Source organism: Komagataeibacter saccharivorans (genome assembly GCF_004348195.1).
Taxonomy (GTDB): Bacteria; Pseudomonadota; Alphaproteobacteria; order Acetobacterales; family Acetobacteraceae; genus Komagataeibacter; species Komagataeibacter saccharivorans.
The window spans coordinates 1-26,442 of sequence record NZ_CP036408.1 but is presented as its reverse complement, the minus strand read 5'-3'; the positions used below and the strand labels follow the sequence as shown (position 1 = coordinate 26,442).

30 protein-coding genes are annotated in these 26,442 nt (G+C 63.0%); 4 read left to right on the top strand and 26 right to left on the bottom strand.

Annotation, left to right across the window (positions count from 1 at the left end; translation table 11 throughout):
* The first annotated feature begins 247 nt into the window (after positions 1–247).
* Together KSAC_RS16630 and fixJ are read left to right on the top strand one after the other, a co-directional pair.
* Positions 248–1,750, top strand: a complete 1,503-nt coding sequence (locus KSAC_RS16630) for a sensor histidine kinase (protein WP_243705440.1) — start codon at positions 248–250, stop codon at positions 1,748–1,750.
* Positions 1,747–2,391 carry a response regulator FixJ gene (fixJ, locus tag KSAC_RS16625; RefSeq protein WP_102326209.1) on the top strand — a complete coding sequence of 215 codons (645 nt, stop codon included), beginning with the start codon at positions 1,747–1,749 and terminating at the stop codon, positions 2,389–2,391. The genes KSAC_RS16630 and fixJ overlap by 4 nt, the downstream gene beginning before the upstream one ends.
* A 460-nt stretch (positions 2,392–2,851) precedes the next feature.
* On the opposite strand, the gene KSAC_RS16620 is transcribed toward fixJ, so the two are convergent.
* The 11 genes from KSAC_RS16620 to KSAC_RS16575 form a co-directional block, all read right to left on the bottom strand.
* A complete protein-coding gene (locus tag KSAC_RS16620) occupies positions 2,852–3,556 on the bottom strand; it encodes an SDR family NAD(P)-dependent oxidoreductase (protein WP_102326207.1) in 705 nt (234 codons plus the stop codon).
* A 245-nt stretch (positions 3,557–3,801) separates the two neighbouring features.
* Complete coding sequence (locus tag KSAC_RS16615) at positions 3,802–4,197, bottom strand: hypothetical protein (protein ID WP_102326206.1); 396 nt, start codon at positions 4,195–4,197, stop codon at positions 3,802–3,804.
* Between the two features lie 75 nt (positions 4,198–4,272).
* Positions 4,273–4,551 (bottom strand): DUF2312 domain-containing protein, encoded by a 279-nt coding sequence (locus KSAC_RS16610; RefSeq protein WP_007396083.1) that lies wholly within the window; start codon positions 4,549–4,551, stop codon positions 4,273–4,275.
* Positions 4,544–5,068: a transcriptional regulator gene (locus KSAC_RS16605; protein ID WP_132306990.1), complete on the bottom strand. Its 525-nt coding sequence runs from the start codon at positions 5,066–5,068 to the stop codon at positions 4,544–4,546. Before KSAC_RS16605 ends, KSAC_RS16610 begins: the two co-directional genes overlap by 8 nt.
* 10 nt (positions 5,069–5,078) lie before the next feature.
* Positions 5,079–5,567, bottom strand: a complete 489-nt coding sequence (locus KSAC_RS16600) for a hypothetical protein (protein WP_225063437.1) — start codon at positions 5,565–5,567, stop codon at positions 5,079–5,081.
* 165 nt (positions 5,568–5,732) lie between these two features.
* Positions 5,733–7,016, bottom strand: a complete 1,284-nt coding sequence (locus KSAC_RS16595; RefSeq protein ID WP_165927400.1) for a DUF1173 family protein — start codon at positions 7,014–7,016, stop codon at positions 5,733–5,735.
* A gap of 58 nt (positions 7,017–7,074) precedes the next feature.
* Entirely contained in the window at positions 7,075–7,668 is a 594-nt protein-coding gene (locus tag KSAC_RS16590; protein ID WP_162900562.1) for an HD-GYP domain-containing protein, read from the bottom strand.
* 178 nt (positions 7,669–7,846) lie between these two features.
* On the bottom strand, positions 7,847–7,987 hold the full coding sequence (locus KSAC_RS17400) for a hypothetical protein (RefSeq protein WP_165927399.1): 141 nt from the start codon (positions 7,985–7,987) through the stop codon (positions 7,847–7,849).
* 23 nt (positions 7,988–8,010) lie between these two features.
* Positions 8,011–10,026: an ATP-dependent helicase gene (locus KSAC_RS16585; protein ID WP_243705439.1), complete on the bottom strand. Its 2,016-nt coding sequence runs from the start codon at positions 10,024–10,026 to the stop codon at positions 8,011–8,013.
* The gene (locus KSAC_RS16580; RefSeq protein ID WP_132306988.1) at positions 9,998–10,681 is read right to left on the bottom strand and encodes a hypothetical protein; all 684 of its coding nucleotides are present in this window, start codon (positions 10,679–10,681) and stop codon (positions 9,998–10,000) included. The genes KSAC_RS16585 and KSAC_RS16580 overlap by 29 nt, the downstream gene beginning before the upstream one ends.
* A gap of 12 nt (positions 10,682–10,693) precedes the next feature.
* A complete protein-coding gene (locus KSAC_RS16575; protein WP_132306986.1) occupies positions 10,694–11,650 on the bottom strand; it encodes a DUF3991 and TOPRIM domain-containing protein in 957 nt (318 codons plus the stop codon).
* Positions 11,651–11,948: 298 nt separating this feature from the next.
* Between KSAC_RS16575 and KSAC_RS17395 the strand changes: the two genes are divergently transcribed.
* Positions 11,949–12,125, top strand: coding sequence for a hypothetical protein (locus KSAC_RS17395; protein WP_165927398.1), 177 nt, complete (start codon positions 11,949–11,951; stop codon positions 12,123–12,125).
* A gap of 201 nt (positions 12,126–12,326) precedes the next feature.
* On the opposite strand, the gene KSAC_RS16570 is transcribed toward KSAC_RS17395, so the two are convergent.
* From KSAC_RS16570 to KSAC_RS16520, 11 genes are all read right to left on the bottom strand, one after another.
* Positions 12,327–12,605 (bottom strand): helix-turn-helix domain-containing protein, encoded by a 279-nt coding sequence (locus KSAC_RS16570; RefSeq protein WP_003625676.1) that lies wholly within the window; start codon positions 12,603–12,605, stop codon positions 12,327–12,329.
* A complete protein-coding gene (locus KSAC_RS16565; RefSeq protein WP_132306984.1) occupies positions 12,574–12,846 on the bottom strand; it encodes a BrnT family toxin in 273 nt (90 codons plus the stop codon). Before KSAC_RS16565 ends, KSAC_RS16570 begins: the two co-directional genes overlap by 32 nt.
* 123 nt (positions 12,847–12,969) lie before the next feature.
* Complete coding sequence (locus KSAC_RS16560; protein ID WP_118963858.1) at positions 12,970–13,221, bottom strand: hypothetical protein; 252 nt, start codon at positions 13,219–13,221, stop codon at positions 12,970–12,972.
* A gap of 10 nt (positions 13,222–13,231) precedes the next feature.
* Positions 13,232–14,056, bottom strand: a complete 825-nt coding sequence (locus KSAC_RS16555; protein WP_243705438.1) for a DNA/RNA non-specific endonuclease — start codon at positions 14,054–14,056, stop codon at positions 13,232–13,234.
* A 122-nt stretch (positions 14,057–14,178) separates the two neighbouring features.
* Positions 14,179–14,415: a hypothetical protein gene (locus KSAC_RS16550; protein ID WP_132306980.1), complete on the bottom strand. Its 237-nt coding sequence runs from the start codon at positions 14,413–14,415 to the stop codon at positions 14,179–14,181.
* 62 nt (positions 14,416–14,477) lie between these two features.
* Positions 14,478–14,864 carry a hypothetical protein gene (locus KSAC_RS16545; protein ID WP_132306978.1) on the bottom strand — a complete coding sequence of 129 codons (387 nt, stop codon included), beginning with the start codon at positions 14,862–14,864 and terminating at the stop codon, positions 14,478–14,480.
* Positions 14,865–14,882: 18 nt separating this feature from the next.
* A complete protein-coding gene (locus tag KSAC_RS16540) occupies positions 14,883–15,065 on the bottom strand; it encodes a hypothetical protein (RefSeq protein ID WP_132306976.1) in 183 nt (60 codons plus the stop codon).
* A 1-nt stretch (position 15,066) separates the two neighbouring features.
* A complete protein-coding gene (locus KSAC_RS16535) occupies positions 15,067–15,348 on the bottom strand; it encodes a hypothetical protein (protein ID WP_132306974.1) in 282 nt (93 codons plus the stop codon).
* Between the two features lie 210 nt (positions 15,349–15,558).
* Positions 15,559–15,972: a hypothetical protein gene (locus KSAC_RS16530; RefSeq protein ID WP_132306972.1), complete on the bottom strand. Its 414-nt coding sequence runs from the start codon at positions 15,970–15,972 to the stop codon at positions 15,559–15,561.
* Between the two features lies 1 nt (position 15,973).
* Entirely contained in the window at positions 15,974–16,291 is a 318-nt protein-coding gene (locus KSAC_RS16525) for a hypothetical protein (protein WP_007396067.1), read from the bottom strand.
* A gap of 84 nt (positions 16,292–16,375) precedes the next feature.
* Entirely contained in the window at positions 16,376–16,999 is a 624-nt protein-coding gene (locus KSAC_RS16520) for a hypothetical protein (RefSeq protein ID WP_132306970.1), read from the bottom strand.
* Between KSAC_RS16520 and KSAC_RS16515 the strand changes: the two genes are divergently transcribed.
* Positions 16,998–17,207, top strand: a complete 210-nt coding sequence (locus tag KSAC_RS16515) for a hypothetical protein (protein WP_132306968.1) — start codon at positions 16,998–17,000, stop codon at positions 17,205–17,207. The two genes, KSAC_RS16520 and KSAC_RS16515, sit on opposite strands and share 2 nt — an antisense overlap.
* A 521-nt stretch (positions 17,208–17,728) precedes the next feature.
* On the opposite strand, the gene KSAC_RS17755 is transcribed toward KSAC_RS16515, so the two are convergent.
* From KSAC_RS17755 to KSAC_RS16500, 4 genes are all read right to left on the bottom strand, one after another.
* The gene (locus tag KSAC_RS17755) at positions 17,729–17,857 is read right to left on the bottom strand and encodes a hypothetical protein (protein WP_279433741.1); all 129 of its coding nucleotides are present in this window, start codon (positions 17,855–17,857) and stop codon (positions 17,729–17,731) included.
* A 182-nt stretch (positions 17,858–18,039) separates the two neighbouring features.
* A complete protein-coding gene (locus tag KSAC_RS16510) occupies positions 18,040–19,848 on the bottom strand; it encodes a ParB N-terminal domain-containing protein (protein ID WP_132306966.1) in 1,809 nt (602 codons plus the stop codon).
* A gap of 160 nt (positions 19,849–20,008) precedes the next feature.
* Positions 20,009–25,099 (bottom strand): helicase-related protein, encoded by a 5,091-nt coding sequence (locus KSAC_RS16505; protein ID WP_132306964.1) that lies wholly within the window; start codon positions 25,097–25,099, stop codon positions 20,009–20,011.
* Between the two features lie 334 nt (positions 25,100–25,433).
* Positions 25,434–26,405, bottom strand: a complete 972-nt coding sequence (locus tag KSAC_RS16500) for a phosphoadenosine phosphosulfate reductase domain-containing protein (protein ID WP_132306962.1) — start codon at positions 26,403–26,405, stop codon at positions 25,434–25,436.
* Positions 26,406–26,442 lie beyond the last annotated feature (37 nt).

Sequence of the window (26,442 nt, the reverse complement as noted above, 5' to 3'; positions counted from 1 at the left end):
AACTATAGTATTAATATAATTGAATATTATTGCAGGAAATTAAAAATAACGCTGCCGCATGATAGATATTAAATTAAATATGATATTATGGTGACCTCTATACTATTCTATGGAAAACCATAAATTGTTTAGATCAAGATCGAAGCCCTCCATCTTTTGCAACCACCACAATGAGTGAAGCTGTTGAGAGCTTAAAGTTGCAGCTTTTTCTGAATCAAGGATACTACGTACAATTACGGAGTTGCTTTTGTCTGGTCGATCGTTCACCGCCAAAGTGAGAGCGTCATTGAGGGACTTCTGGGATCTGTCAAATCAAGAGATCATGGTGCGGGCACGCCACAGGCACCTCGTAACCGCTTCTCTGGCTGCGTTGGGGCTCGTGATACTGGGGGCGCTTTCACGCTGTCTGATCTCCCCGCTTCTTGGCAGCACCAGAACATTGTTTCTCCTTCTTCTTCCCGGGGTGCTTGTTGGCGCTGTGACTGGCGGCCTCTTGCCCGGTCTCGTTGCGGCGATCCTTGCCTCGGCGCTGGGTTCCCTGCTTTTGGCGTATGATGGCGCCCCGTCAATCGAAAACTGGGTTGAAACGCTTCTGTTTGCGACACTCTGCGTTCTGATCACCTGTGGGGGCGAATGGCTGCTGCGCGCTCGCAGGCGGACGGCTGCGATGGCGCAACGCATCCTCGAACGCGAAACCCATCTACGTTCCATCCTCGATGCAGTTCCCGATGCCATAATCATTCTGGATGAGCAGGGCATTGTGCGGTCATTCAGTCATGCGGCCGAGACTCTTCTGAGATGGAATGCGATGGAGGCGATTGGAGTGAATATCGCGGCCATCGTCCCGGAGCTTGGTGCGCCTCCGGTTCTCGACAGACAGGGGTTTGCGTCAACTGCCCGTCGGGGGGACGAGACGACGATCCCCGTCGATCTGTCCATAGGTCGCCTGAGTTCGGGAGGGCGGCCATTTGTGATTGTTTTCCTTCGTGACCTTACGGAGCGTGAGGAGGCGGATCGCCGCATGCGACAGTTGCAGGCCGAAGTCACGCATATCTCCCGCCTGTCGGCAATGGGTGAGATGGCGGCCACACTGGCGCATGAACTCAACCAGCCACTGACGGCAATTACAAATTTTCTCAATGGCAGCCGTCGTCTTCTGCAAACGGGAAGCGGGCAGAACGAGCGCGTGCAGGAGGCCATGGACAAAGCGGTGGCACAAGCTCTGAGGGCAGGCCAGATCATACGATCCTTGCGGGAGTTCGTCTCGCGAGGAGAAGGGGATCTGGGGCTGCAGAGCCTGACAGCGCTTGTAGAGGAGATGGCGGTGCTGGCGCTGGTCGGCATTGCGGAGCGCGGGATCAATGTGTCCTTTCGGCTGGATTCCAATGTCGATCAGGTCATCGCGGACAAGATCCAGATTCAGCAGGTGCTGCTCAACTTAATCCGTAATGCCGTGGAAGCTATGGAGGATTGCGACGAGCGACGCCTTGTCGTCGCAATTGACGCCTTCGAGGGCATGGCGCGAATTAGCGTGACGGATTCCGGGGCTGGAGTAAGTCCGGAGATCGCAGGTAAGCTGTTCGAGCCTTTCTCGACAACGAAGGATCATGGCATGGGGGTAGGCCTGTCGATTTGCCGCACCATCGTCGAGGCTCATGGAGGGCGCATCTGGGCGCAGCCTGAACCCGAAGGTGGGACGTGTTTTCTTTTTACGCTCCCCTGCGCCCGGATAGAGGGGTTTGGCGAATGAAACCTGATTGTATCGTTCATGTGATCGACGATGACGAGGCCGTGCGTGAGTCCCTTGCCTTTCTGCTGCTTGCATCGGGGTATACCGCACGGACCTATTCATCGGCGGATGAATTCCTCAGTATTCTCGATCAGATCGCGCATGGTTGCGTCGTCACCGATATCCGGATGCCCGGTATGGACGGCCTTGATCTCGTCAGCCATCTTCAGGACATCAGGCCAGTCTTGCCGGTCATCGTGATCACGGGACATGCCGATGTCCCTCTGGCTGTGCAGGCGATGAAGGCTGGCGCTCGTGACTTCATCGAAAAACCGTTCGACGATCATTCCATCCTCGAGGCGGTGGCTTCTGCTCTGCAAAGTGGCGACGAGATCAGTGCCGGCCGGACGCCGGCGCATGTCGTTCGTCAGCGGATCGCCGTTCTGACGAATAGGGAACGACAGGTTCTCCGCGGTCTTGTTGATGGCCAATCGAACAAAGCTATTGCGCGCGAGCTTGAAATAAGCCCGCGAACCATAGAGATTTATCGAGCCAATCTCATGACGAAAATGGACGCTCGTACTCTATCCGAATTGGTGCGGATGGCGCTCGTGGCGGGAGAGCAGCTAGCGTATCCGTCAACGCCTCCTTCACTGACCTAATATGCCAGTTGACTCTGCCAGACATCGTCCTCAATTGGGCGGCCCTGAGGGTCGCAAAGGTGCCTCTTCCGATCTTACGTTTAATAAGTGATACGTCCGCTTATGGCTAGATCAGCCCAATAGCGAACGGTCTGGCACCGACCCAATTTGGCCACGAAGCACCGTGCTGCTTATGTCCGCTGTGCGGAAAGCTGTTCACAGGCGCGTATGTCCGACATGAGGGCGTCTGCCGCCTGTCCGCTTCATGTTCCTTGAGCGGACAGGCAGTTTAGGGGGGGGATTGCGGTCGGTCTGCTTTGCGCGGGGCGTTGGGTAAAACCGGTCATTCAAATGGACGACTCTTGCGAATGCGCTCACTCCGGCGACGATGATCATGCCAAGGTTGATCGCGAGACGCTCCCCACAGTCATGACAGTGCCGGTGCAGACGCCGGTGCCTCTCCGACACGGAAATTTCGTGATCAGATCGTGGTGATTGACACCGCCTTACGGCTCATGTGCAGATCCCAGAACATGGCTGCGACAGTTTCCGGCAGCAAGGTAGAGGTGCTATCCTCGAAAGAGGTGTTCTTCACCATGGAGTTGATGACCACCTCGCCTACATAGACATCATCCGCCGCCAGTTTCTGGTGCAGAACGCCCACGGCCTTGTGTAGGGCTGCCTTGGCGACGGCACCGCCCATCGCTCCGATCCGGGCGACGAAGGCATCGACCTCGTCATCGAAGAAACCGAAGCCGCCACCTGTCACCAGAACCTCGCCCTTTTGGGCGCGCAGACCAGAAAGGGCGGCTCGCACAGCAGCAAAGAAGCCATGAAGCGTTATATCCAGCAAGGATTGCAGTTCGACGGTGGTCGCTTCAAGCAGATTGCCGGCGGCATAAGTGAAGGCGTTCCAATGCAGCGTCGAGATCGCACCCAGATCGGCCTCGATCTGGGCGATGGTTCTAGTCACGGCCTCCGGGTCGGCCAGATTTGCGCTGTAGGCATGGGCCTCAATACCCTCGACCTTGAACTGCGCGGCCGCCTTGTCCAGCTTTTCGCGATTACGCGCGACGAGAGCGAGGCGATAACCTGACCGTGCCCATTGCTGGGCTACGGCATGGGAAACGCCCGGTCCATAACCGCAGATGACGACCAAAGGATGCGTTTCCGAAGAGACATGCATGGCAATATTCCGCAAAAAGAGGATGATTCCTGATGGTTTGGAAGATGGTGCCGGAGAGCCCTTCGGGCAAGATCACCTAAAGTGTCCGCTATGCGGACAGAGAGCGCAGATCCCATATGTTCGACATGAGGGCGACTGCAGCCTTTTCCTCGTGTCATACCCACGTATGTGCTCATGTGGGTATGTATCCTGCGGAAGGGATTTTCTCACGCGTCTGGCCGGTAGATTATGATCTGACATCAGATTCAGCACAGAAAATGCGCCATAAGACACCCGAGCGCCGCGCCACCGAACATCCCAAAGCGTAGAAAATGCCGCAACCGGCCCATGATCGGCATGGATGCACGGATGTCGCGCAATTCCCGCCCGGCCCATAGTCCTGCCACAAGGGAAATCAGAACGACCACCACCAGTAGTGGCCACGTCATGGGCAGGAAGGGCGCATGGACGAAGGGAACGACAGTCGGGCCCAGCTGATCGATGACCGAGAAGCCATCGAATGCATCACTCGCCAGCAGGAGAGATAGCGCAGCAACCTGTGTGCCGCGCCGGTCCACACCGGCGGTAGCCCCGGGAAGGACATTATCCTCGAAGCCGTGAAGCCTGATGGATATCTGCAGGTGCGCATCACATCTCGCCACTGGCGAGCTGCCGCCTGCCATTGGAAAACCGAGACCCGCGGCGCCGCGGGGCAATGTTTGCATCGACAGGCTCCCTCACATTCCCAGCGCACGGCGATAGAGATCCAGAAGCATCTCGTGCTCTTCCACAGCCGCAGGCTCCAGCCTGCGGATCCGGATGATCTGGCGTATGGTCTTCACATCAAAACCTGCCGATTTTGCTTCGGTGTAGATGTCCTTGATGTCGCCAGCCAACGCCTTGCGCTCTTCCTCAAGGCGCTCCACGCGTTCAATTATGCTACGCAGCCGGTCGGCCGCGATCCCACCAACGGCAGCGGCACCCGCGCCGCCATCCGCTTCACCCTCATCAAACATGGGAGAATCCTTCCGTATCTGTTGTGAAAACCCGATATTCTGGACGGGGATAGGTCTCATGCCCCGTTTCAAGCAGCTCCAGCCAGCGCGACGACCGCGGCTCCAGCGCGCCTCCCCGGTCAAGGTGGCGCGACAGGGCCGTGCGGTGCTCGCCCATCCGTGCAGCCAGCAGCCGGGTCGACCAGCCGATAACCGTAATCGCCCGGTACACCTCTCGTCCCCGGTAAGGCGGCCGGTTGCCCGTGACATTGATCGACCGGGCGAATGGCGACGAAAACCGCTTATGGATGGCACGCAACGCGCACAGCCACGCGACGAATTCAGGATCGGCGGGCTCCCCCGCCGCAAACTCCCCGACGCGGTTGCGGCTATATCCTGACCGCCGGGCCGCCTGACGAAGCGGCCAGCCGATATCGAACAGACAGGCACGGATGAGGGTGCCCGCCCTGATCCGCCGACCACTGTCGTAACGCCCATTCGCCGCAGGCACATGCCGCAACGGGAGCGGGAGTGTCACCGTCCCCCCCTCAGGCATGGGACAGCACATCAGCAAACACACGACCCGCCGCGCCACGACGCACATGGGATGCCATCCGGCGGCTCACCGGACGGTAGCGGCCCGGTATGCGGCTTTCATGAACCACCCCTTCACCTTCAAGAGATTCGAGCGCGCGCTCCACCTCCCTGACGGGCAACACCAGCTTCTCTGCCAGTTCGGAAGGCAGACTGCCTTCCCTCGCAAGTTCCGAGAGGGCCGCAAACACCATGTCCTTGACCGGCGATGCCACGACCTTCCGCGTCGCTGGCATCCATGGAACACGCGCGTAGACGCTGTGGCCCATGGAGGCTATCTCCCCCGCCTCCACCATTTCACCAAGGACAACCGGGAATGCACCGAGGATCTCGGCTGGCAGTCCCTTCCTCAGTTCGAGGACTGCATGGGGACCTGCCACGAGCGCGTTACGGACATGGGCGAGTATCAGCCCCCGCGCCCGCTCCCGGTCTGTCTCGTTCATGCGTGCATATGGCACCGGCACTGGCCGGCGCACCGAACGTCGCGCCATTTTTTCCTCCAGGGTTGTATGCCTGAAGTATGGATCGCTCGTTTGTGGGTGCGGACAGGGACCGTAGGATCGGTCTTTACAGTCCCTTTCCGTCGTCGTGACGTTAACCCGACCGGTTCAGGCTCCGGGCCTGTCACCCCGATCCAGAACAGGCGGAAATGGCGGAATGTCCCGCGGTGCAGCCGCGGCATTCCAGCACCACCACTCATTCTGCCCATAAACGTCGTTGTAATACCGGATCTTCTCCTGGCGCCGGGCGGCGTAAGCCTCATCGTCACGCCCGAAGACCTCCATCGGCGTTCCGCGCGGGTCAGCCGTGTCGGTCAGCACGAAGTCAGGATGTACGACATCACGATGCGCATCAAAGCGCAGGGGCTTGATGAACGCCCGACGCGCCTTCACCAGATCACTGGCGACAGCAAGTTCCGGAGCGCTCGCAACCGGGACCAGCGTATCGGGCTCCACTTCCATAAGCGCCACATCATCCGCCCATGCCCCGATCCGAACCCGATCGCCATCACAACCGACCCTTACCGTCGCGGTAACAAGCCCGATCACCCGGATCGCGCGCGTTCCGCGGCGCTGATCCAGCGCTGTCATGGCCATGGGGAAACGCCGGGCAAGGCGCTGCTTCCAGTCGGCATGTGCCGATACACGCAGGTCATATCCCGCTGCACCGTCGAAGCAGATCGAAACGAAGCCAGTGTCCTGCCGCCCCCTGCGCAACGTTATGGAGTCCACTACGCCCAGCAGCAGGATACGCCATGTATCGCCACAGGAGCGCGCCGTGCGACGCAGCAGCGCCGGACCATCCTTATCGCCATAGCCAACCATGGCGAGCCGGTCCCCAAGATGCTGGTTGCGCCCTGTGGTGATGTCGCCAGCTGCCGTCACCAGCGCCTGTCTTACACCTGTCCACCACCTGCGCCGCCGACCGATATCGGGGCTCCAGGTGTTGAAACGCGCCTGTTCCCACAGGAGATGCAACAGACCAAGCTCGGTCATGCGCGCCTGTCGCGGCGCGCCCCCTGCGCCATTGGCTGCCGCCCCGGCGGTGGGGGCGACTGCCGGGGGCACATCCGCCCTGTCACGGATACGAAGACCACGGCGCAACGCAACCCGCAGGTCGCCATTCGCCATTTCCCGGACGACACCCTCTTCATACCCGCTCCGCCCGCTCCGGCGGACATCCGTTTCATGGAACGGACAGGAAGGGTGATGCAGTGCCCCCTGCCCTGGGAAACGCGCGATATGATAGGCCTCCACCTGCCTTCCGGCCTGCAGCCGCTCTGCCCGCCTGACGACCAGTTCAAGATGGTGGCCCTCATGGAGACAGTCGCAATGGGGTCGTCTGTCCGCACCGTGGGCCGCCGCCAGAAGGCGCTGCCATCTCTCCACCATGCGTGGATCCATGTCCCAGCTACGCCGGCCCCTACGTCCATTACCGAACGTGATCCAGTCAGACATGGCCAGAATTCCCTTCCGTTCCTGTATTGCCCGATTGCGCAAGCCGGGCTGCGATGATCCGGTCGTAATGCCGTACCGCCCGATCGGTCAGATAGGGATCGAACATCCTGCCCCGCTCGCGCAAAAGGATTGAGCGCACCACATCCATGGGCACAGGTGGCTTGTAGCTGCGCCGGGAGGCCAGTGCGTCGATGAAATCGGCAATGCCGACGATACGTGCCATGACCGGGATATCCGGCCCGGCCAGACCATGCGGATATCCACTTCCATCCCAGCGTTCGTGGTGCAGCAGAACGCAGTCCCGGACGATGCGGGGGATGTGCGAGACATGCCTGCCGACGATCGTCATGCCGTAAGCGGGATGGCGCATCATGATCGTCCATTCGGGGGCTGTCAGCCGACGCGGCGCATACAGGATGGCGGGCGGAACCCACCGTTTGCCGATATCATGCAGCCGGGCGCCAATAAGAAGCAGGTGGCGCAGTCCCGTGGGCAGACCGGCGGCATCGAAAACGATCGGCGCGATGGCGGCAACCCGGTTCCCATGTCCATCAAGTTCCCGTCCCGCAACCTGTGCGAGCTGCATGAGCCTTCCATGGGCATAAGCCGGCGAACCGCCCGCATATGCCACACATGTATCGAGAGAGTTTTTCATGATGGCAGTATTTCCCGCCCGGTTGTGGGTCCATGCAGGCGGGCACGAAAAAAGGGCGTCACACGCGCCGGGTGCGTCTTTCGCCCTCCCGGCGATGATCGCCGCAGAATCAGTGCGTCACGCCCTGGCGGTCGGCGCACCCGAACGCTGCGCCTTCGCCACAGGTTTCGCATTGATGGGCCCATGCGTGGCCCGGCGTACGGGGCGCCGTCGCCTTGGTCTGCATCGCGGGCTTTCCTGTAACGGACATGCTGACGGCGTTCCTTCCCGCATTCAGACCCTGTGCCCCGACGGGGACGAGGCCGTACCACTGAGGCGGTTTCTCAGCCAGCCACGGCATAGGGCCCGGGGTGGTATTTCCGACAGGAATACCGAAGGTTCGGCAAACCTGCCACCTCGCCATGCACACCAGGTGACCGCGACGCGTCGGCGGCCCCGCGTCAGGGCGACGTAGGCCAGCCTGCGCTCCTCATCAGCGTCCGGGTTGGTGGCGGACGGAAACAGCCGGTCTTCCCAGCCCATCAGGAAGACATGGCCATATTCCAGTCCCTTCGCGGCGTGGATCGTCATCAGGCGGACCCTACCTTCTCCGGATGCCTGCCCCGAGACCGATCCAAGTGCCGCATGATCGAAGAGATCCGCAAGGGTCGCGAACTCAACACAGAGACCGACCAGTTCCTCAAGGTTTTCCAGCGCGGCGCGCCCGTCCTCACCCGCCGCTCGGTACATGTCCGCATACCCGGTCCGGTCAAGCAGTTCACGGATACGCTCTGCCAGCGGGGCATCCCCCGACGCGCTGATTTCGCGGATGGTGGACAGGAATGTCCGCACCCTGTCAGCAGACCTGCCCCGTGCGCTGCCAAAGAGCTGCTCTGCCGCCTGAAACAGCGACACATAGTCCTGTTCCGCCACCGCCTCGATCTTCGCCAGCGTTTTTGCGCCAACCCCACGCGCGGGCTGGTTGATCACGCGCCGGAACGCCTCATCACTGTGCATGTCGTCCGGGCATGAGGCCAGCCTGAGCAATGCCAGCGCATCCCGGATGACCCCGCGCTGCCAGAATGCGGTGTCATTGACCAGTTCGTAGGGAATTTTCGCTTTCAGAAGCTGTTCTTCGAGCAGGCGCGACATGAAATTGAACCGGTAGAGGATCGCGATGTCGTCGGGCGCCACGCCTTCGAGCAGGCGGCGCCCGATTTCAAATGCGATGCCCTGCGCCTCCTCGAGACCGCCACTGAATTCCATGGTCTCGATCGGGTCCCCTGCCCCGGTTGCGGTAAACAGGGTCTTTTCCAGGCGACCGGAATCAAGGGCGATCACGGCATTGGCCGCCGAGAGGATATGTCCCGTGGACCGGAAGTTCTGTTCCAGCGCGATCATCGTGCCGCCGGGGAAGTCATTGATAAAATTGCGGATATAGCCCACATTGGCCCCACGCCAGCCGTAAATCGACTGCGCGTCATCGCCTACCGCGAAGATCTCGCCATGGTCCCGGCTGAGTAGCTGCAGCCACTGGTACTGGAGGCGGTTCACGTCCTGAAACTCATCGGCGAGGATGGCATCAAAGCGCCGCCCCCAGTCAAGCCGGTAATCCTCGTCGCGCTGCATCGTCACCGTGGGCCATAAAAGCAGATCGCCAAAATCGGCCATGTTCGCCTCACGCAGCGCTTCCTGATAGGCCGGGTAGAGAGCCGCGGCCAGATGCCACGCCATGACATCTTCGGGCGTCTGGCCCGGATAGCGCTGCACCAGGGCCTCGACGCCAGCGGCCGCCTGTTGCGGGAGCACCAGATCATCCTTGAACAGCGCAATGCGCGTGGTGACGGATTTCACCCGTTGCCGGAACGTATCGCCGTCCTGCGCGTCCAGCGCCCCGTCCGCCGTTGCCGCCTGAAGCAACCTGCGCACGATACGCCTGCTGTCCTCGGCATCAGCGATACCGAAGCCGTCACGTAGCAGCGCGATGTCGGGGTCGGTGCGCAGCTGGCGACGGCCATGCGCGTGGAAGGTGCCGATCCATCCGGGGGCACGCTCCGCGCCCACGGCATCTGCAATGCGGCTGCGCATTTCCTCGGCGGCCCGGTTGGTGAAGGTAACGGCGAGGATGCGCGAAGGTGCGATATTCCGTCGCCCGATACGGTCGACCACGCCGGCCACCAGCGTGCGGGTCTTGCCGGTTCCCGCCCCGGCCAGCACGACAACCGCACCTTCCTGTCGCGCGGCCTGGCGCTGCGGCGGCGTCAGCCCCGCCAGCATGGCCTCACCGGGAAAGGTCTGCATGCCGGCCATAGACCAGTTCCTCCACCATGTCGGCCTGTGCCGCATCCAGATCCACGATCCTGCCGTCAGGCAGAAACAGTGTTACGATCCCGCCATAGTCCCAGCGGCCCTCGCGGTCTTTTTCCCCCCCGATGACGAGCCCCCGGTAACAGTCCGCCGCGAAGCGCAGTTCGACAAAGGTCTGGGGGAAGGCCGCGTCTTCACGGGCACCGGTTTCGAGCAGCCATTCCTGCACGAGATCTGCCCGTCGTGACCATATGGCCGTCGCACGCGCGATCTCGGCCTGAAGCGCTTTCATGTCGGGCCTGAGCGGTCCCGTTCCAGGCAGCGTCCCCTGAACGCGGACCCGACCTTTCCCGGGCGCCATTTCCACAAACTCGCCTGCGGGCATGCGCTCACAGGTGAACAGCGTGAAGCCCGCGTCAAAATCCCAGCGCTTTCCGTTCCACGCCCCGCCAACCACCAGACCGGTCGCATCCAGCGTCCCGCCATCACAGGCGGCCAGCACCCACGGGATGTCCTTGCCCAGCCGCACCGTAGCCACGATATGGCGGAGATGGTCCGGATGGCGGAAGAATGCCTCAAGAAGCGTATCCACCGCCTCACCGAGACTGGTCAGCAGGGAAAGTTCGTAGGCCACGCGGGCCTGGTCTGAACCGGTCATGATCTGTTTCCTTCAGGCCGCCGCAGCAGCCATATTCTTGAGTGTGCTGTTGAAATCCTTGGAACGGTCGGGCGGCAGGCGCCGGGCGAACTCGACACCCGCCTCTTCAGCCAGCCCGTAAAGCGTGTCGGCGAAACCGTCGCCCGCATCATCATCGTCGGTCGCAACGATCAGGACCGCATCGGCAATCTGCCGCATGTCGGCCAGATGCGCCCGGATCGCCGCCTTCGTCTCCGGCCCCATGGCGCCACCGGTCGAGCAGTACATCGTATCCGGGGTCCGGACCCGGTCGAGGGCCGCAAACGAAAGCGCATCGATGGCCGCCTCGCAGACGACGAGGCGACGCACCTGTGCCGCACTGCCGGGCTGGAAGCGGAACAGGCTCTTGATCGTGCCGCCAAGACACATATGCGTCTCCGGCCCGCGCAGCTCCGCGCCGCATACTTTCCCGTCCGCATCGGTATGGGCGAACCAGGCGGCGTGATACCCGTCGCGGATGCAGCCTTTCATGGCCGCGCGCCGCACGACGTCTTCAGGCAGGCAACGCTCGCGGACCAGGTAGTCCCAGACCCTGCCACCCCGACGAAGGCTCTTTTTCTGTGCCCAGCGTTCCGCGGGCGCGCGGGTGTCGGTGGTGGCGGGACGGGAGCGGACATAGGCGGCCCCTTCCGGTTCCACGCCGATGAGCTGGCCCAGTTCGAGACAGACATCACGCCATCCCATTTCCGGGTGCAGGTGACGCATGAGCGCAAACACATCGCCCTTTTCGTCCCCGTTTGCATGCCACCAGCCCCGTCCCTCGTGATTGACGATGACGTTGCTCGCTCCGTTGCGATATTTGAGGCACTTGCGCGTGCTCTTCGCCTTGTCGAGCAGATAGCCGTTTTTCTCCAGAAGGGCCGCGCATGAAACACCTGAGACGATCTTGGTGCGGTCCTGATCGGAAAGCCGGAAACACTGGTATTTCATGAAAGCCAATCCTTTTTACCGGAGACAACGGGAGCAGGACACAACTGATGTCCCCTTTACATGAATATTACTACATCAATACTGGATCTTGCGCAACAGTAAACGTGCAGGAATAACCAATAAACACCAATTAAATACAATAAAAAAGGCGTCGTATACCTTGCGGACAGCGCGATATGATGACGTTTTACTAGACCATATCCTGCCGGGGTGCGGGGCGGCGAGCGCCCGTGACGGTGACGGGAGTGGAGGGGATGGAGGCGTTTTTCTGAGCCACATCCTGCCCCCGGGCAAGACGGTGGCACGGACAGGGAGTCAGGACCGAAGCGGCCTGAGCAAGCCGGTCGGCCTGCGCCTGACGCGGGGCAACGCCCTGCGGCAGGCGCGGGACGGCAAAGGTGCCGCGAGGGTCGCGAAGCCGCGCAGCGGGGCCGAAGGCCGTCTTGGCGCCCTGGCCGGGACACTGTCACACTGAAGCTGGATGCGCGGCCGTAATCCCCGCAACGGGCCACCCTGATACGCCGCAGGCGTGTCAGGGTGGTTGAGGAAGCGTCAGCTCCCCGTGCCCGCTTCCGATGGACCGCACGACGAGCCGCCGAGGCACGATCCGGATGAAAAACAGGTTATCCGGCGTTTGGGGTTGATGGCCGTATCCCCTGCTCGTTGGGAAGGCAGTTCAGGCCACCGCCTGAGCGACCATATCGGGGTGCCGTCCGATGACCCGAACGTAGGCTACAGCGAAGTCGGGGGCCATCGCCCGTGCCTGCTCCCAGTCCCGTAACGTGCCGACAGGAACGCGGAAACGGCTGGCAAATTCGACCTGAGACAGACCGAGATCATTACGGGTTTTACGGATCAACCGCGCCCTTTGCCCACGCTCCATGCCTTCGATGGATACCGCGCGGTCTTCGGAATCCGCCGGATCAGCAGGCAGAATGATATGCTCTCTCTTCACCTTTGTTGCTCCTTCTCACGGAAATGAAGCGGGGCAGATCGTCCCGCCAGACAAACACACCGGTGAACAGCTTCTCGCCCACGACGCCAACCACTTTGTAGCGATCCTCCTCATCCTCAACGCGGATGGTGGGCAAGATCAGGTGATTATCGTCCTCGAAAATACGGTCGCCAAAGGCCAGAGACAGCTTGTGCTTTTTCTTGTTGGCCAGGTCTTTTGCGAGGTCAAACCTGTTATCCATGAGACGATAATACGGGATTACCGTAGTTATTGCAAAGCGAAAACTACGGTAATCCCGTAAATTCTGGCCATTTCGACAGGTCGCCATCAACCTCATATGCCGGATAGCCAAAAAACATCGGTATCAGGCAAATGGATTACGGACCGGATGCGTATTCAGCCCTGTCCCGATTTCCTGCGCAAGATCAGGCTGGCGCTCCAGGTCCTCGACAATGGCGTCCAGCACGTCCTTCAGCGCCCGCGCGTCATCGAGCCCCCTGCGGTCCCGGGTAATGGACATCTGCCCGTAAACCGCTATCCGGTCGCTCCCGTTTTCCACGGTAAGCCCGCCAACCGTGCTGCTCTCGCCCTGGTCGTCAAATGGTGTGAATGGCATGTCTCTCTCCTCATGGCTCCTGTATGTGCAACGGCTGGTGTGAACGGGGCCGGTACGGACTGGCCTGTGGTGCGGGAAGGGTCATCATGGTGGCCTTCACATCATCGGACAGTGCCGGAAACGGATCCACGCCGACAACACGGATCAGCGTCGCAACGCTCACGGCCGCGCATGTGGGCTGTTCATTATTCTTGCAGACATAGACGCCCGCGCCTTTGCTGACCGGGTCATAGACCGCTTTCCATGTGGACGTCGGAACCAGTACATCACGCCCGATCCCCTGCGTGCTGCCATGGAACGCCGGACCGGTCACCACGTAGAGATCGCCTTCACGCGAGGCGAGATCCCGCACCGCCATTTCCACGCCAGCCCATATCCCTTCATTGAGTTCCGGGGTCTGGGGCACGACATTCGCTAAAGAGAATGTTTCTTCCTGGGCTGTCACGTCCGGCGCTTCGCCCGACGGCGTCATATGGCCGCGGTCATAGCCAGAACGGCGGTAATCCGCGAGTGTCGCCCCATCGCCGGGCGGCAGGCGGGGATCGGCATGAAAGCGATCGGTCACCCGCCCCAGCTCACGGGCCCGCGCAATATCGTCGCGCGTCAGATGTTCGGCGGACCAGAGCGGTTCATGCACCAGACCGGAGTTCAGCGACGCATAGGCCTCGTTACACAGCAGGGTCGTGCGCGGCGTGAGCTTCGGATTGGTCAGGGCCGGAAGCTGCCCCCCGACACCGAAACCGGGGCATGACGCGGATTGCGCATGCGCGGGACAGGCGGGCAGCGCCAGCAGGCTCAGCGCGAGCGCACTGGCGGGCATGATATCACGCAACATGCTGCGTTTCCTTCGTGTCTGGATGAGGGATGTCCCGGCGCATTTCCCGCGATCATGCCGCATGGGGGCCGGGCGTACAAGTGAGCTGACGCGGCGGTCTTGCGCGCCGGATTGCGCACGTATCACAAGGACGCATCGCGCAGCATCGTCATCGCCTTGCGACCGGCCTGAGAGGCGCGCCTGCGGAATGCCGCACGGACAGGCGCCGGGATCGAAGTCGCCTGTGCGCCAACTTCGAGATCGGCTTTTTCGCGCAGCAGCCCGCGCGCAGCACCCATGCGCGCCACCGACGCACTGCGGTGAAAAACCGGTGCGGCAAACAGATGGGCAACCGGGGCATGATGTATAGTCTGGGTCATATTCCTGTTTCCTGTTGCGGCGCCGCCCCTGGCGGCGCCTGAACGCCCATGCCGGGCAATGGTCAGGGATGGGACGACGCACCTGCGCGCCAGTGCGCATGGAAACGCCGGACATCGGGAAGGCGCGGATAAGCCGAAACGCCCTGCCGCGCGTCGCAGGCAAGCAGGACACGGACCGGGATTTCCTGCCGGTATTCGTCACTGAGACGCCGGATCACGGCACGATCGGAGCGCCCTGAAATGAAGCAGTCTTCCCAGCGGCCGGTCGCGGGATCGCGTCTGGCGGCGGTCTGCACGCCATTAAGGAAGGCTTCGACGATCCAGCGCTCTACCGCGCCACAGCGCAGGCTGGCAGGCAGCCTGTAGATGCTCCCTGCCGCAATGGGGCCGACCCGCAGCGGATTGTCGCCGGGCGAGAACCATCGCCCGGCATGATACTGTCTGAACATGGGTTTTCCTTCGTCCGCTCAATGTCGGGCGACGACGAAACGGTGCGTGTCCCTGATCGGACCGTCCTCGGTGATGCCTGCAAGGAAAGAAGGACCCACGCAGACGAACAGCATGACGATGACCAGGCACAGGACCGCGAACAGCGCCCCCAGCCCATCGATGACATCGCGTAACAACGCAGAGTTCAGGAACGCTTTCATCTTACCGCCCTCCCGTGCTGCGACGGCGCGACGGGAGCCGCCTGACTGTCCCTGTAGCGTCCCGCGCCTCATCGGGCACGGGGATGACCAGCGCGTCACGGGATATGCGGCACAGCGGCGGGCGGCCTGCGATGGTATAATGGGTACGCGCTTCCTTACGGTAGACCGTCCCGAGCGGAGCGGCCGCAAACCGGAACCGGTCATGGATGGACAGCTTCCCGAACGTCACGGGCTCGGCGTCCCGGTTCTTTCCGGCCATCAGTTTCGCTGTTTTCTCTGCCATTTTCGCCTCCTCAGGTTTTTTCTGACCTGATCGCGCCCTCATCGGGGGGCGGGCGTGGCAAGGGCGGCGTCAGCCGGGAGCGGTAGCGACGAACCCTTGCCGCGACCGACGCCCTATGAGAGCGCCTTTTTCTTTTTTCATTTCTTTCCTCTCTTCCCTTTCCTTTTTCCTGCCTTTCAGCTTCGGGCAGGGCTGGGGATCACGCGGATTTCAGGAGATTTCCATCTCGCGCAGGCTCACGGAAAGGACGCGGCAGGCCTCGTGGCACTCAGGATGATTTGTGTCCAAAATGGCACGCCCAAGCACATCGAGAAGAAGCGCCACCGTGTTGGAGCTCATGGCTGGATAGAAACAGGAAGCCCCGAATTCGCCGAGAACACCGCCGGTTCCGCCCTTCTCGCGAATAATGGCTGTCACTTCGGTATGGCTGACGGCATCGGGCTCAAGCCAGCGCATCGGCTGTCCGGGAACAGCGACGGCCCTGCGCCCGTTGCACGGCACTTCGTTTGCGACGTAGCCCAGAGCCAGACGGGCTGCGGCTTCCGGCGCGGATGCGGCAATCTCGAAATCCACTTCATCGGTCAGGATCTCACGCTCGCAAAGGGTGACATGGTACTGTGGCATGTCACGCCTCCACGAGTTCGAACGGCGTCAGTTCGGACGCACCGGTCCACGGGCTGCGGCGCTGGATCACTTCCACGCCCCGCACGATCCCGTAATAACCGTGCTTCCTGTACTGCCGCAGGCGTTCGGGCGTAATGCGCGGCCGCGCAACGCGCGTCCGGAAATCGACCAGTGCGGCGGCCTCATCTGCGTACGGGCCATGCCATTCGCGCGCATTGACGGGAAAGATGCCGGGCGTGCGGATCAGGACGCCGTCACGGACGGTGGCAATCTCAAGGCGGTAGCCTGCGATCATTTCAACGCGGCTGGTGGCGGACATGGACTTCTCCCTCAACGGAAACGGCCCCGCCGGGCGGGGCCGGTACAGTGATGTGCAATGGCGGACATGGCCGCGGGCGATGGCTCAGGCGGCAACGCTTCGGGCCGCCCGGTCCATGGCGACAATTTCGGTCGCCATGTCGAAGGGATGAAGTTTTCGCGCATAGGCGGCGCGCAGCGCGTCCTGCGTGCAGGTCTCCGCGGGATCCTGCTCGCGGCCCGTGAGCCGGGCCAGCCGGAAGGCAATCGCGCGCATCCAGCCGTATAATCCCAGCGAACGCTGCGCGATGGTTTCCAGATACGCCGGTCCCTCACCCGGCCAGACAGGGGCATGCCCTTCCAGACAGAACGGCGTGAATTTGCTGCCCCATGAAGACACGCCCGGGCCATCGGCATGCGGTACGGGATGTTCCAGCGTCACATGCAGCCAGGACTCACAGTTGAGTTCCTGCGCCCGTGCGGCCGCGTCAAACCCGCGCGGCTTGCGCTGCCCCCGTGCCATCCGGGCAAAAACCACAAAGGACTGTCGGGGACATTCCGCCGCAACATGCCGACCAAAAGCAATGACCTGATTTGCGACATCCGGCACGGTCGCCGCCGTAATCCGCCGTGGCGGAACCAGATTGGTCGTGATTTCGCTCTTTGTCGTAGCGCCCCACCGACCAATGGTGCGGGTAGCGGGAATGGCGTTCAGGATCAGTACGGGCATGACCGTGCTCTCTCTTTATTTCTGTTTCGGATGTTTCGCGCGTGGCCATGGCGTGCCGGTCGGGGCCAGAGCGGCGCCCTGCGCCGGCACTGGACCCACGCGCAGCATCGCGAGCATGGGGAAGCGCCACCTCTGGCCCCGACCGGCACGCCATGGCAGCGCCTTCCCTTTCCTGCGTTTCGTGTTTTCTTTCCATGCCCTCGCCTGAGGGCACGAAAAAAGGGTGGCGCATGGCATGCGTCACCCTCTGAAAACCCGGCTTCCTGTCTGTCCGTCCACGCGGCCACGAACGCGCGGGGCGGTCCTGCGCCCCACCCTTTTCCCATTGTAGCAATGCTGGTGTTTCGTACTCCGCAAAACGGAAGAGGCGCGGCACCGCAAGGTGTCGCGCCCCTTGAAAATCGTAGCCGGAATGTCCTAATCTGAGCCCGTGGCCGGGGGGCATCCCGTCAAAGAATACCCCCCGGCCGTGTGGTGGAAGTGAATTAATCCGCTAGGCCCTTCAGGACGGTGGCTGCCGCCTGGAGGGCCTTCTTCGCTGTGCGAAGCAGCTTCTTAACCCACTTCCGGTCCACCACAATCAGGACGATCATGGTTTCCCCTCAGTTCAGGACATGACATCACGGCCCCCGGGATGTCATGTCCGGCTACGATGAGTGGGGACCGCGACATCCCGCGCCGTAGCCTGCGTGGATGTTTCGTCCGTCCTCGTCAGGCGGCCCCGGTTTCTTATGCCGCCAGAACCTGCGGCGGGCAATGGCGGGACGGTCCCAGCCAGCCCTCGCCTTCAAGCCGCCTTCGCAGGAGAACCTGCGCATCGAACACGAGCGCCAGCCAGTCACTGGCGGGCCGCTCCATGCGGATCCATTGCCGATGCAGGTCCGCGCACCGCCACGCGGTTTCATGATCGGGCAGAAGCCCCAGTGTCTGCCCGCAAAAAGAGAGTTGCGCCCATGGTTCCGGCCTCCCGCAGAAGCAGGTCGCCACCCTGTAGCGTCGGTCCCTGCGGACCGACGCGCACAGCTTTGTCCGCCCCTTCATCATGCAGCCAACGCCATTTCAGGTTCGGGCGTCGCTGCATTGGGCAGTGCTGTCATGTCTGCCTCGCCTTCGTCCACCTGCATCGCGCCAGCGACGGCGTCAGCCGCGCCCCCGGCGTCCTCATGCGTTTCGTCCGCCTCCAGTTCGGCGTCCAGGGCTATCATCCGGGCCGCGGCCCCGCGCTGCCGGTCCAGCTTCTCCTTCCACACAACCGGCGCCCCGGCAAAGCCCGCGACGTCAGGAACCCAATGCCCCCCGGGGCCTACATGATTAATGAGGGCTGCGCGCATGAGCTTGCCCGTGGTCTGTTCAGGCAGCCCCTCGGCCTGCACGGCCCGGGTGATCCCGGCCTTGCTGTACGTTTTCAGGAAGTCCTCGACCGCCATATTGGGCATATGGCTGTCCGCGCCGAACAGGATGCCCAGCAGGAGCGCCTGCGGGCCGCTGCCGTCGTACGGGCTGACATCGCAGTTCGCGATGCTCCGCACCACCGTCATCGCATGATGGCGCATAAGCGCCGGGTCGCGCACCAGATGCCCCTCGGGAAACAGCGCGGCCAGCGCATTATCGCGGGCGGTGGGCTGGTGATAGGCGATGTGGCTGGTGTCATTCTTCACCGTCACGTTGCCACAACCCAACGCCAGAAGGAGAGCGCCTACAAGATCCCATGGGTCGACGGCATCAGCAGCCCCATCCAGCGCCCGGTGCAGGGCCAGCGTGCGGATCTCCCCGATCATCTTCAGACCCGTTCCTGATATGTCGGGCCTCTCACGCGGTTTCTCCACGACCGGTCCCGGGCTTTCGCTGGCCCGACTGGTAGCGGACGCATCCACGCGCATCCGGAAACCCTTCTCGCCAACCCTGAGCGTCACGGGATGGAGAAAAACCGCGATCTGGTCATCTTCACCTGCTTCATGCCACGCCTGCACGGGATAGGCGTTCTCGGGCAGGATCGGATATCCGTAATCATCAGTCGGCGTGATATGGCCATTGGCAGGCAGGCCCGCCTCCATGGCCTCGCGCTGGGCGGCCGCGTAGGCACGGGCATCGCTGGTATAGCGGTTGTCCTGCCCCCCTTCACCGAAAAGGTCCTCCTCCCAGACAATGCCGTGCCGTCTGGCAGTGGCGTCGTCGAAGCGCGCATCGCGGGCATAGAACTCCGCGATCGAGAACGCCCGGGCCAGATCATCCCAGTCCATGTGCTGGCCATCCTCCACCGTCATCCGGTAATCGGCAGGGTCCTGCCCTTCTTCAGCACTCTCTGCCCAGATTTCAGCCCACACCCTTGCCTGCTCGTCGGGAGACGCCTTTGCGATGGCCTTGCGGGCATCATCATCGGGGCCGATGCCCAGTTCAATCGCATCAAGGATCGGCGGGTGCAGATGTGCCAGCAGGTCAAGCCGCCTGAGATAGGCAGGGGTCACCATCAGCGCCTTGCAGATGGCGGTTTCCTTCATTTTCTGTTCGCTGCGCATGCGGCTGACCGCCCGCCACTGGTCGGGCTCGCTCATCCCCAGCCGGATCATGTTCTCCGACGCGGCCACCAGGCCGTCCAGCTCTTCATCGGCGCCTGTGACGAAGACGGGGATGGTCTTCAGCTTCGCCATGATGGAACACCGTGCGCGGCGATGCCCTGCGATGATCGTCAGCATACCATCCCCGCCTTCGCGCACCAGCGGCGGATGGATCAGGCCCACCGCCCTGATGTTGAGTGCCAGCCTGCGGTCTTCCTCGACCGGGGGCGCCGCCCGGCGGGGATTGTCCGGGTTGGCGCGCAGGGTCTTCGGGTCGATCTCGCGTAGTTCCATGGTCCTGTCCTTTGCTGAATTCCGTCTTTCGACATCTTCAGGGCGGTCGGGGGGCGCGTCGCCGCGCAAGGCCGCGCGCAGCGCGCCCGGCCTGAGCCTTGCGCGGCGATGCGGCCTCTGGCAGCCCCCTCCTTTTCCCCGGTTCTCCTTCCCGTCCTTCTCAGGCCGCCAGATCGGTCACCGCCTCCACCGCGTCGTCATTGGCGGGTGTCTCCATGACGGTCGCGGCCAGATCGGCTTCAAGGGCTTCGAGGGCTTCACGCTTTTCTTCAAGCAGCGCCTGTTCCGCAAACGGCGTGCCGATCCGCGCGCGATAGGCGGGCAGGCGGGCCTGTGCCCCGTCACGGCGGCTGATCGCATTGCGCAGCGCATCCTCGAATGTCAGCGGCAGGTGTTCGATACGGGACACCAGCCCCAGCGGCTTCACCTCGTCATCAAGATGCACGGCGGCCCCACCCTGTTCGAGCGCGAGATACAGCGTCACATCCGCTTCCTTTTTGCGATCATCCACCGCGTAGGTCGCGCGGGCTTCGCACATGATGTCAAAGCCACCGATGCGTCCCAGACGCCACTCCCCATCGTCACCGTTGCGGGCTGCCATGCGGATCTGCGAGAGAAGATAGGCTCCCGCCTTCTCCCGCGCGGTGATGACGCTGCGCGCGGTCTCAAGGCCAAACGCCTCGCCGCGCGTCGGACGCCTGCGCGCGATATCCGCCTCGATCTTCGGGATCAGCCCCTCCATCGCCGCGATTTCCTTTTCCGCGTTCCGCACCGCGCGCTTCACATTGAACTGGTCGTCGTAATGGGCGGCATAGAGGCGTTCGAGGCGGGCCAGTTCCGCTTCCAGCCCCGCCTTGCGCAGCAGGCGCTCATCGCCCGAGGCCAGCGCCTTGGCCATGGCGAACTGGTTGGCTTCGGCCCCCACATCTTCAAGGCGACGGATGGTGCGGTCGCCGGACATGGCAAGGCAGATGAAACGCTGCTTGCGTTCGAGCATCTGCCAGTTGGTCGCGTCCACCGAGCCTTTCTGCGCGTAGGCGTAGATTTCGATCTCGTCGTTCTGGTTGCCCTGCCTCTCGATCCGGCCTTCGCGCTGGATGATGTCGGCAACCAGCCAGGGCACGTCGAGATGGTGCAGCGCCTTCAGCCGCTGCTGGACGTTCACGCCTGTTCCCATTGTCGCGGTAGAGCCGATCAGGATGCGCCTGCGTCCTGAATTGAGGTCCGCGAACAGGCGCTGCTTGGCCGCCGATTTCCTGTAATGCTGCATGAACGCGATCTGCTCGCGCGGCACGCCAAGCCGGATCAGTTCGTCGCGGATCCATGAATATGCGGAGAAGCCACGTTTCTCGAGAGCGCTTTCGGTGCCCAGATCCGAGAAGATCATCTGTGTCGCACCGGGAAGGTCGTAAGGTGCGCCGGTCTCGGGGTCGGTGTAACGGTTCTCCGATGTCTCGCGCCAGATCCTGAACACATTGCCGATCATGATGTTGAGCTTGCTCGTCGGATCGCTCTCCATGCCCGGCACCACGAAGCGCAGGTCGATCCCGGCATGACGCGCATCGGTAATCACCGACAGGAGGATGTCATCGCCTTTCTTCGGCCGTCCGGTCCGGTTCTCGATGGCGGTGATCCGCTGCGCCAGCGTCTGCTGGTATGCCCTGAAACTGTCATTGGAGGGCGCGACCACGATTTCGCGGCGGCCGCCCCGCACGTTGGGCAGTTTCACATGCTGGCGCAGGTCATCGGGCAGCACCACGTCGGCAAAGCTGCGATACATCGCCATGAGGTCGGCGACGTTGACGAATTCGGAGAACCGCGTGACCGGCTTGTAAAGGCCGCTGGGCTGCAGTTCGAGTTCCGTGCGGGTTTCACCGAAATTCGCAGCCCACGCATCGAATTCATGCAGGCCGCGTTCCTCCAGGGCGGAAAGCTGCATGTAGCGCTGCACGGTATACATCTCGCCCAGCGTGTTCGTGATCGGGGAACCCGACGCCAGCACAAGCGCGCGGTCGGGATTGTCCCGCGCGATGAAACGCGACTTCACGAACAGGTCCCACGCGCGCTGCGACCCGTTCGGATCGACGCCCTTGAGATCGGACTGGTTGGTGGCGAAGGACAGCTTGCGGAACAGCTGCGCCTCGTCGACAAGTATCTGGTCGATCCCGATCTCGCCGATATGCAGCAGGTCATCCTTGCGCGCGGCCAGTCCTTCCAGACGGGCTTCCATCCCTTCCTTCATGCGCTCGACGCGCTTGCGCGACAGGGTGTCGTCCCTGTCCAGCGTTTCCAGAAGCTCCTCATAGGAGGCGACCTGTTCGGCGATCAGCGCGGATTCAAAATCGCTGGGCGTAGGAATGAACCGGAACGCATCATGCGTGATGATGATCGCATCCCAGTTTCCCGTCGCCGCCCGGGCCAGGAAGCGCTGGCGTTTCGCCTTCTCGAAATTCGTCTCGTCGGCGACCAGGATGCGCGCGGTCGGATAGAGCATCAGGAATTCGCGCGCGATCTGGGCGAGGCAATGTCCCGGCACCGTAATCAGCGGCTTGCTGACCAGTCCCAGCCTGCGCTGCTCCATGACAGCGGCAACCATGGAGAAGGTTTTCCCCGAACCCACCGCATGCGCCATGTAGGTGCTGCCCGCGGCTATGATGCGCCAGATGACACGCTTCTGGTGCGCGCGTAGCGAGATGACCGTGCTGGCGCCGGGTAGCGTCAGGTGCGTGCCATCAAACCGGCGTGGGACCAGATTGTTGTAGACGTCGTTATAGAGACGCACGAGGCGCTCGCTGCGATCGGGATCGCTCCAGACCCAGTTGTGGAAAGCCTGCCGGATCGTCGCCAGCTTTTCCTTTGCCGCTTCCGTCTCCTTCGTGTTCAGCACGCGGTGTTCGCCATCGGCGTCCCGCCATACGTCCCAGATCTTCGGGCTCGACTGGTTGAGCGCATCGAGCAGGAGTTCACCGGCATGCCGCCGCTCGGTGCCCCATAGGGAGGTGGCCTCGGCCTTGCCCCGGAACGGCGCGATATCAAGGCTCCATGCGGCCACTTCGACCGTGTGGCGCACCGTCGTCTCGACACCGATCACTTCGGCGATGAATGCGCTCACGTCCGATGCGGGCAGCCACGGCGCACCCAGCCGGGCCGTAATGTCCGAGGGCCGCAGGTCTTCGGGCTGCACCGCTTCCAGCGCCACCACATTGCGTGCGTAGCGTGCATCGTCCTGCGCCGCTTCGCGTGCCTTGCGGAGTTTCGTGCGCACCGCGCCGGACAGGGCCTCGTCCGCCGTCACCCAGACATCGCGCCCCGCGGCGCGGCACGCGGGATCAAGATAGATCGCATCCCCCAGTTCATTGATGACCTGCGCTTCGGACCGGCCAAGCAGTTCCGCCACGCGGGGGATTTCCACGCCGCCCGTTTCATGCAGGCAGACGGCAAGCGCATCGAGGGCGGTCTGCACGTCCGGCTCCACCGGGGCGTGGACAACCCGTTCCGAAAAGATCGGCCCCATGGATCCGACCTGTTTCTCGGTGTCGTAATTCTCGATCGAGGCGACCAGCCACACATCGGGATCGTCGAGAAAGGGCTGGAGATTGGGACGGCGCTGGGTTTCGGTCTCCACGCCGGTCTTCTCGTTCATGCGGGTCGTGGTGTTCGTCAGGTTGATCGGGCCGAACTGACGGACAAAACTGGTATAGGCACGCCGCAGATCGGACTGCAGCCGCCCGTAGGGCCGGTTTTCCATCTGCGCGCGCAGCACCGCCCGCGTTGCATCGCGCACCGGAACCAGCGCTTCGATGATCCGGGCATGTTTGTGGAAGATGCCCTCTGTGCTGCCTTTCTTCCTGACCGGCACCTCGACCCCGACGCCGCCGACGATCTGATGCAGCACCCGGCTTTCGATGTAGTAGCTGCCTTCTTTCAGGACCGCGCCATCGGCAGCCGTCCCGACACGCGCACGCCGGGCGGGGGCTGTGAGATCACAGGTCTCGGGTTTCGGGAAGCGGATGTCGGGGGCGATGCGCGCAAGGGCTTCGGGCAACGCACAGTCCAGCATGATCCCTGCGACCGGTGCGCAGGTATAGTCCGGGCCGAACTGGGTGGTGGTCCATTCATGCGCCCCCAGCACCTGCTCGCCGTGGTCCAGGAAATAGCGGTTTACGCTCAGCGCCCCATTACCATGATTGCTGTCGGGCACCTCGCCCGTCTCCAGCCAGCCCTCATCCCCCGGCACGTCACCCACCATGCGGCGGCGCAGGACAACGATATCCACCACAACTTCGGTCCCGGCCTCGTCCTTCATCGCTCCCTGCGGCAGACGCACCGCGCCCAGCAGGTCGGCCATTGCGGCGATATGCGTGCGTGCCGTGCCATCACGCCTGTCCAACGTATGCCGTGACGTCACGAACACCGCGATGCCCCCGGGACGCAGGGCCTCGACGGAGCGTGCGATGAAATGGTCATGCAGGGACAGGCGCAGCCGGCCGATCGTGTCGGCTCCGCGCACCGTGCGGCTGGAGAAGGGCGGATTGCCGATCGCCAGTTCGTAACGCTCGCCTGGCAGGGTCTTCGTGAAATCCTCCTGCCGGATCCACTGGTTCGGATAGAGCGCGCGCGCGATCCGCGCCGTCAGGGGATCGTTTTCGATGCCGGTAAAGGCCACCCTGCCTTCCAGCTTTTCGGGGCGGGTCGCGATGAACAGGCCGGTGCCACAGCCCGGTTCCAGCACCCGGCCTCCCGAGAACCCCATCCGCATGACCATGTCCCACAGCGACCGCACCATGAGCTCCGGCGTGTAATGGGCATACTGGGTGGCCCGCATGAGACCGGCCCTTTCGGCATCGGTCGTGCTGTCATGCAGCGCGCGGCCGATATCCTCCCATCCGGCCCGGAACCCATCCTCGCCGTGCGGAAAAAGCGAATTGGCAAGGTCGCCAGCGCCAAAGCCGGTAAAGCGGATCAGCAGGTCCTGTTCGGCGGTCGTCGCCGCGCGGTCTTCGCGTTCCAGTTCGCCCAGCAGGCGGATTGCCGCGATGTTGTCACGCGCGCGATCCTTCCAGTTCGCGCCCAGGTGGCGGGGGCCGACAAGGCGGTAATCGGTGCGCGGAATGATCAGGGGGACGGATGCCGACAGGGGCGCACTCCCCTCCTCCCCTTCCAGTTCACCCCAGAAGAGGTCGGCAGCACCCCCGCTGCTGAGGGATGAGGTGTCGAACAGGCTGAGCTGGGCGTGAGATCGGTCGCGCATGGCAAACTCCGGGCAGGCGCGGACAGCCGCCCCTGCCGGTGCAGGACGGTTGCCGCGATGGATTGATGTCAGTGGAAGGGTCAGGGTCCGGCGGGTCAGTGCCGCGTGCCGGTTTCTCTTTTCTTCACCCGTCCCCCGCGACCGGGCCGGGGGGACGGGCGCAAGGGCGGCGCTTCGCGCCGGGATCGGGGCGACCCGCAGGCCTGTGCTGCGCAGCAGTCAGGGCGAGGACACGAACCGACCAGCCCCTTGCGCCTGGCCCGCCGGTCTGGTGCGTCCTTTTTTCTCGTATTCCTGTTCTGCTTTTTTCTGCTTTCCGCAGCCACGCCCCGGGCTAACCCGGTCCCGCGCTCTCGCCGAAAGCCCCTGCGGGCAGGCGCCAGTGATCTGTCAGCACGGGGCCTGCCCGGTCGGGCGACAGCGCCTGCCGGACCAGGTCGGGCTGTTGCAGGGCAGCGGGAAACGGGCGCCCCCGATCGGCAAGGGTATTCTGGTCGATGTCGCGCCGTATCGTGCAGCCGAAGGCACGTTCATATGCGGCGAAGCGCGCGAAGCGGTCGGGGGCGATGAGGCGGAAGGTCGCGGCCTGGTCTGCCGACATGAAAATACAGCCAAGGCAGGACAGCCGGCCGAAGCCGATCCGGTATGGCAGGGCTGGCACGATGCGGTGCCGCCTGAGGCAGTCCCATACCATTGCTTCCGACCATCCATGAACCGGACGCCAGTGATCGACGAGACGGGGACGGCGCAGGCTGGCGCGGGTATCGGTACGATGCGGCTCGAATACCGCGTAGCGGGCGCGCCCGGGGCTTTCTTCCGCGCGCTCCCCGGTGATGAACAGGGTCCGGCGGCCGAGGAAGCGGTCCTGCCCGCGCAGCGCCATGGCTGCGACGTCAATCTTGGCGACACTGCTGCACCAGCGCACGGCGAGGTTGCCGCTGATCTGGGGAAAGCGCAGGCGTCGGCCGGGCCTCCCCTCCCCGCCCCTGCGCATGGTCCCATTCGGGGTCTCGAAGCTGACCGGAGCGGTGGGCGTGCCGTTGCGCAGCATCTCGCGCTGTATGCCCCCGTCGCGCCATGACATGTAGCATGGCAGGTCAAAGGCGCGGGCGATCTGGCGGACATAGCCGGGGGTGGAGGGCCAGTCCATGAACCCCTCCCCTCCCCCGTCCACGTCATGATGCCAGAGTTCGATGCTTTCCGGTCTGGCTCCCAGTTCCAGGGCTGCAAGCAGGGACGCCACGCTGTCTTTCCCGCCGCTCAGGGCCACGATGATATGGTCGTAGCCCCGCAGGTCTGGCGTCATGCCGCGAACCGGGCCACCGGAGTTCCGGTGCGGATGG

Coding starts and splice junctions, on each gene's coding strand:
- fixJ (WP_102326209.1), top strand. CDS start 1,747: ATGAAACCTGATTGTATCGTTCATGTGATCGACGATGACGAGGCCGTG.
- KSAC_RS16620 (WP_102326207.1), bottom strand. CDS start 3,556: ATGCATGTCTCTTCGGAAACGCATCCTTTGGTCGTCATCTGCGGTTAT.
- KSAC_RS16610 (WP_007396083.1), bottom strand. CDS start 4,551: ATGTTTGATGAGGGTGAAGCGGATGGCGGCGCGGGTGCCGCTGCCGTT.
- KSAC_RS16600 (WP_225063437.1), bottom strand. CDS start 5,567: ATGAACGAGACAGACCGGGAGCGGGCGCGGGGGCTGATACTCGCCCAT.
- KSAC_RS16595 (WP_165927400.1), bottom strand. CDS start 7,016: ATGGTGGAGAGATGGCAGCGCCTTCTGGCGGCGGCCCACGGTGCGGAC.
- KSAC_RS16590 (WP_162900562.1), bottom strand. CDS start 7,668: ATGCAGCTCGCACAGGTTGCGGGACGGGAACTTGATGGACATGGGAAC.
- KSAC_RS17400 (WP_165927399.1), bottom strand. CDS start 7,987: ATGTCCGTTACAGGAAAGCCCGCGATGCAGACCAAGGCGACGGCGCCC.
- KSAC_RS16585 (WP_243705439.1), bottom strand. CDS start 10,026: ATGGCCGGCATGCAGACCTTTCCCGGTGAGGCCATGCTGGCGGGGCTG.
- KSAC_RS16580 (WP_132306988.1), bottom strand. CDS start 10,681: ATGACCGGTTCAGACCAGGCCCGCGTGGCCTACGAACTTTCCCTGCTG.
- KSAC_RS16575 (WP_132306986.1), bottom strand. CDS start 11,650: ATGAAATACCAGTGTTTCCGGCTTTCCGATCAGGACCGCACCAAGATC.
- KSAC_RS16565 (WP_132306984.1), bottom strand. CDS start 12,846: ATGGATAACAGGTTTGACCTCGCAAAAGACCTGGCCAACAAGAAAAAG.
- KSAC_RS16560 (WP_118963858.1), bottom strand. CDS start 13,221: ATGCCATTCACACCATTTGACGACCAGGGCGAGAGCAGCACGGTTGGC.
- KSAC_RS16555 (WP_243705438.1), bottom strand. CDS start 14,056: ATGTTGCGTGATATCATGCCCGCCAGTGCGCTCGCGCTGAGCCTGCTG.
- KSAC_RS16550 (WP_132306980.1), bottom strand. CDS start 14,415: ATGACCCAGACTATACATCATGCCCCGGTTGCCCATCTGTTTGCCGCA.
- KSAC_RS16545 (WP_132306978.1), bottom strand. CDS start 14,864: ATGTTCAGACAGTATCATGCCGGGCGATGGTTCTCGCCCGGCGACAAT.
- KSAC_RS16540 (WP_132306976.1), bottom strand. CDS start 15,065: ATGAAAGCGTTCCTGAACTCTGCGTTGTTACGCGATGTCATCGATGGG.
- KSAC_RS16535 (WP_132306974.1), bottom strand. CDS start 15,348: ATGGCAGAGAAAACAGCGAAACTGATGGCCGGAAAGAACCGGGACGCC.
- KSAC_RS16530 (WP_132306972.1), bottom strand. CDS start 15,972: ATGCCACAGTACCATGTCACCCTTTGCGAGCGTGAGATCCTGACCGAT.
- KSAC_RS16525 (WP_007396067.1), bottom strand. CDS start 16,291: ATGTCCGCCACCAGCCGCGTTGAAATGATCGCAGGCTACCGCCTTGAG.
- KSAC_RS16515 (WP_132306968.1), top strand. CDS start 16,998: ATGACCGTGCTCTCTCTTTATTTCTGTTTCGGATGTTTCGCGCGTGGC.
- KSAC_RS16520 (WP_132306970.1), bottom strand. CDS start 16,999: ATGCCCGTACTGATCCTGAACGCCATTCCCGCTACCCGCACCATTGGT.
- KSAC_RS17755 (WP_279433741.1), bottom strand. CDS start 17,857: ATGGAGCGGCCCGCCAGTGACTGGCTGGCGCTCGTGTTCGATGCGCAG.
- KSAC_RS16510 (WP_132306966.1), bottom strand. CDS start 19,848: ATGGAACTACGCGAGATCGACCCGAAGACCCTGCGCGCCAACCCGGAC.
- KSAC_RS16505 (WP_132306964.1), bottom strand. CDS start 25,099: ATGCGCGACCGATCTCACGCCCAGCTCAGCCTGTTCGACACCTCATCC.
- KSAC_RS16500 (WP_132306962.1), bottom strand. CDS start 26,405: ATGACGCCAGACCTGCGGGGCTACGACCATATCATCGTGGCCCTGAGC.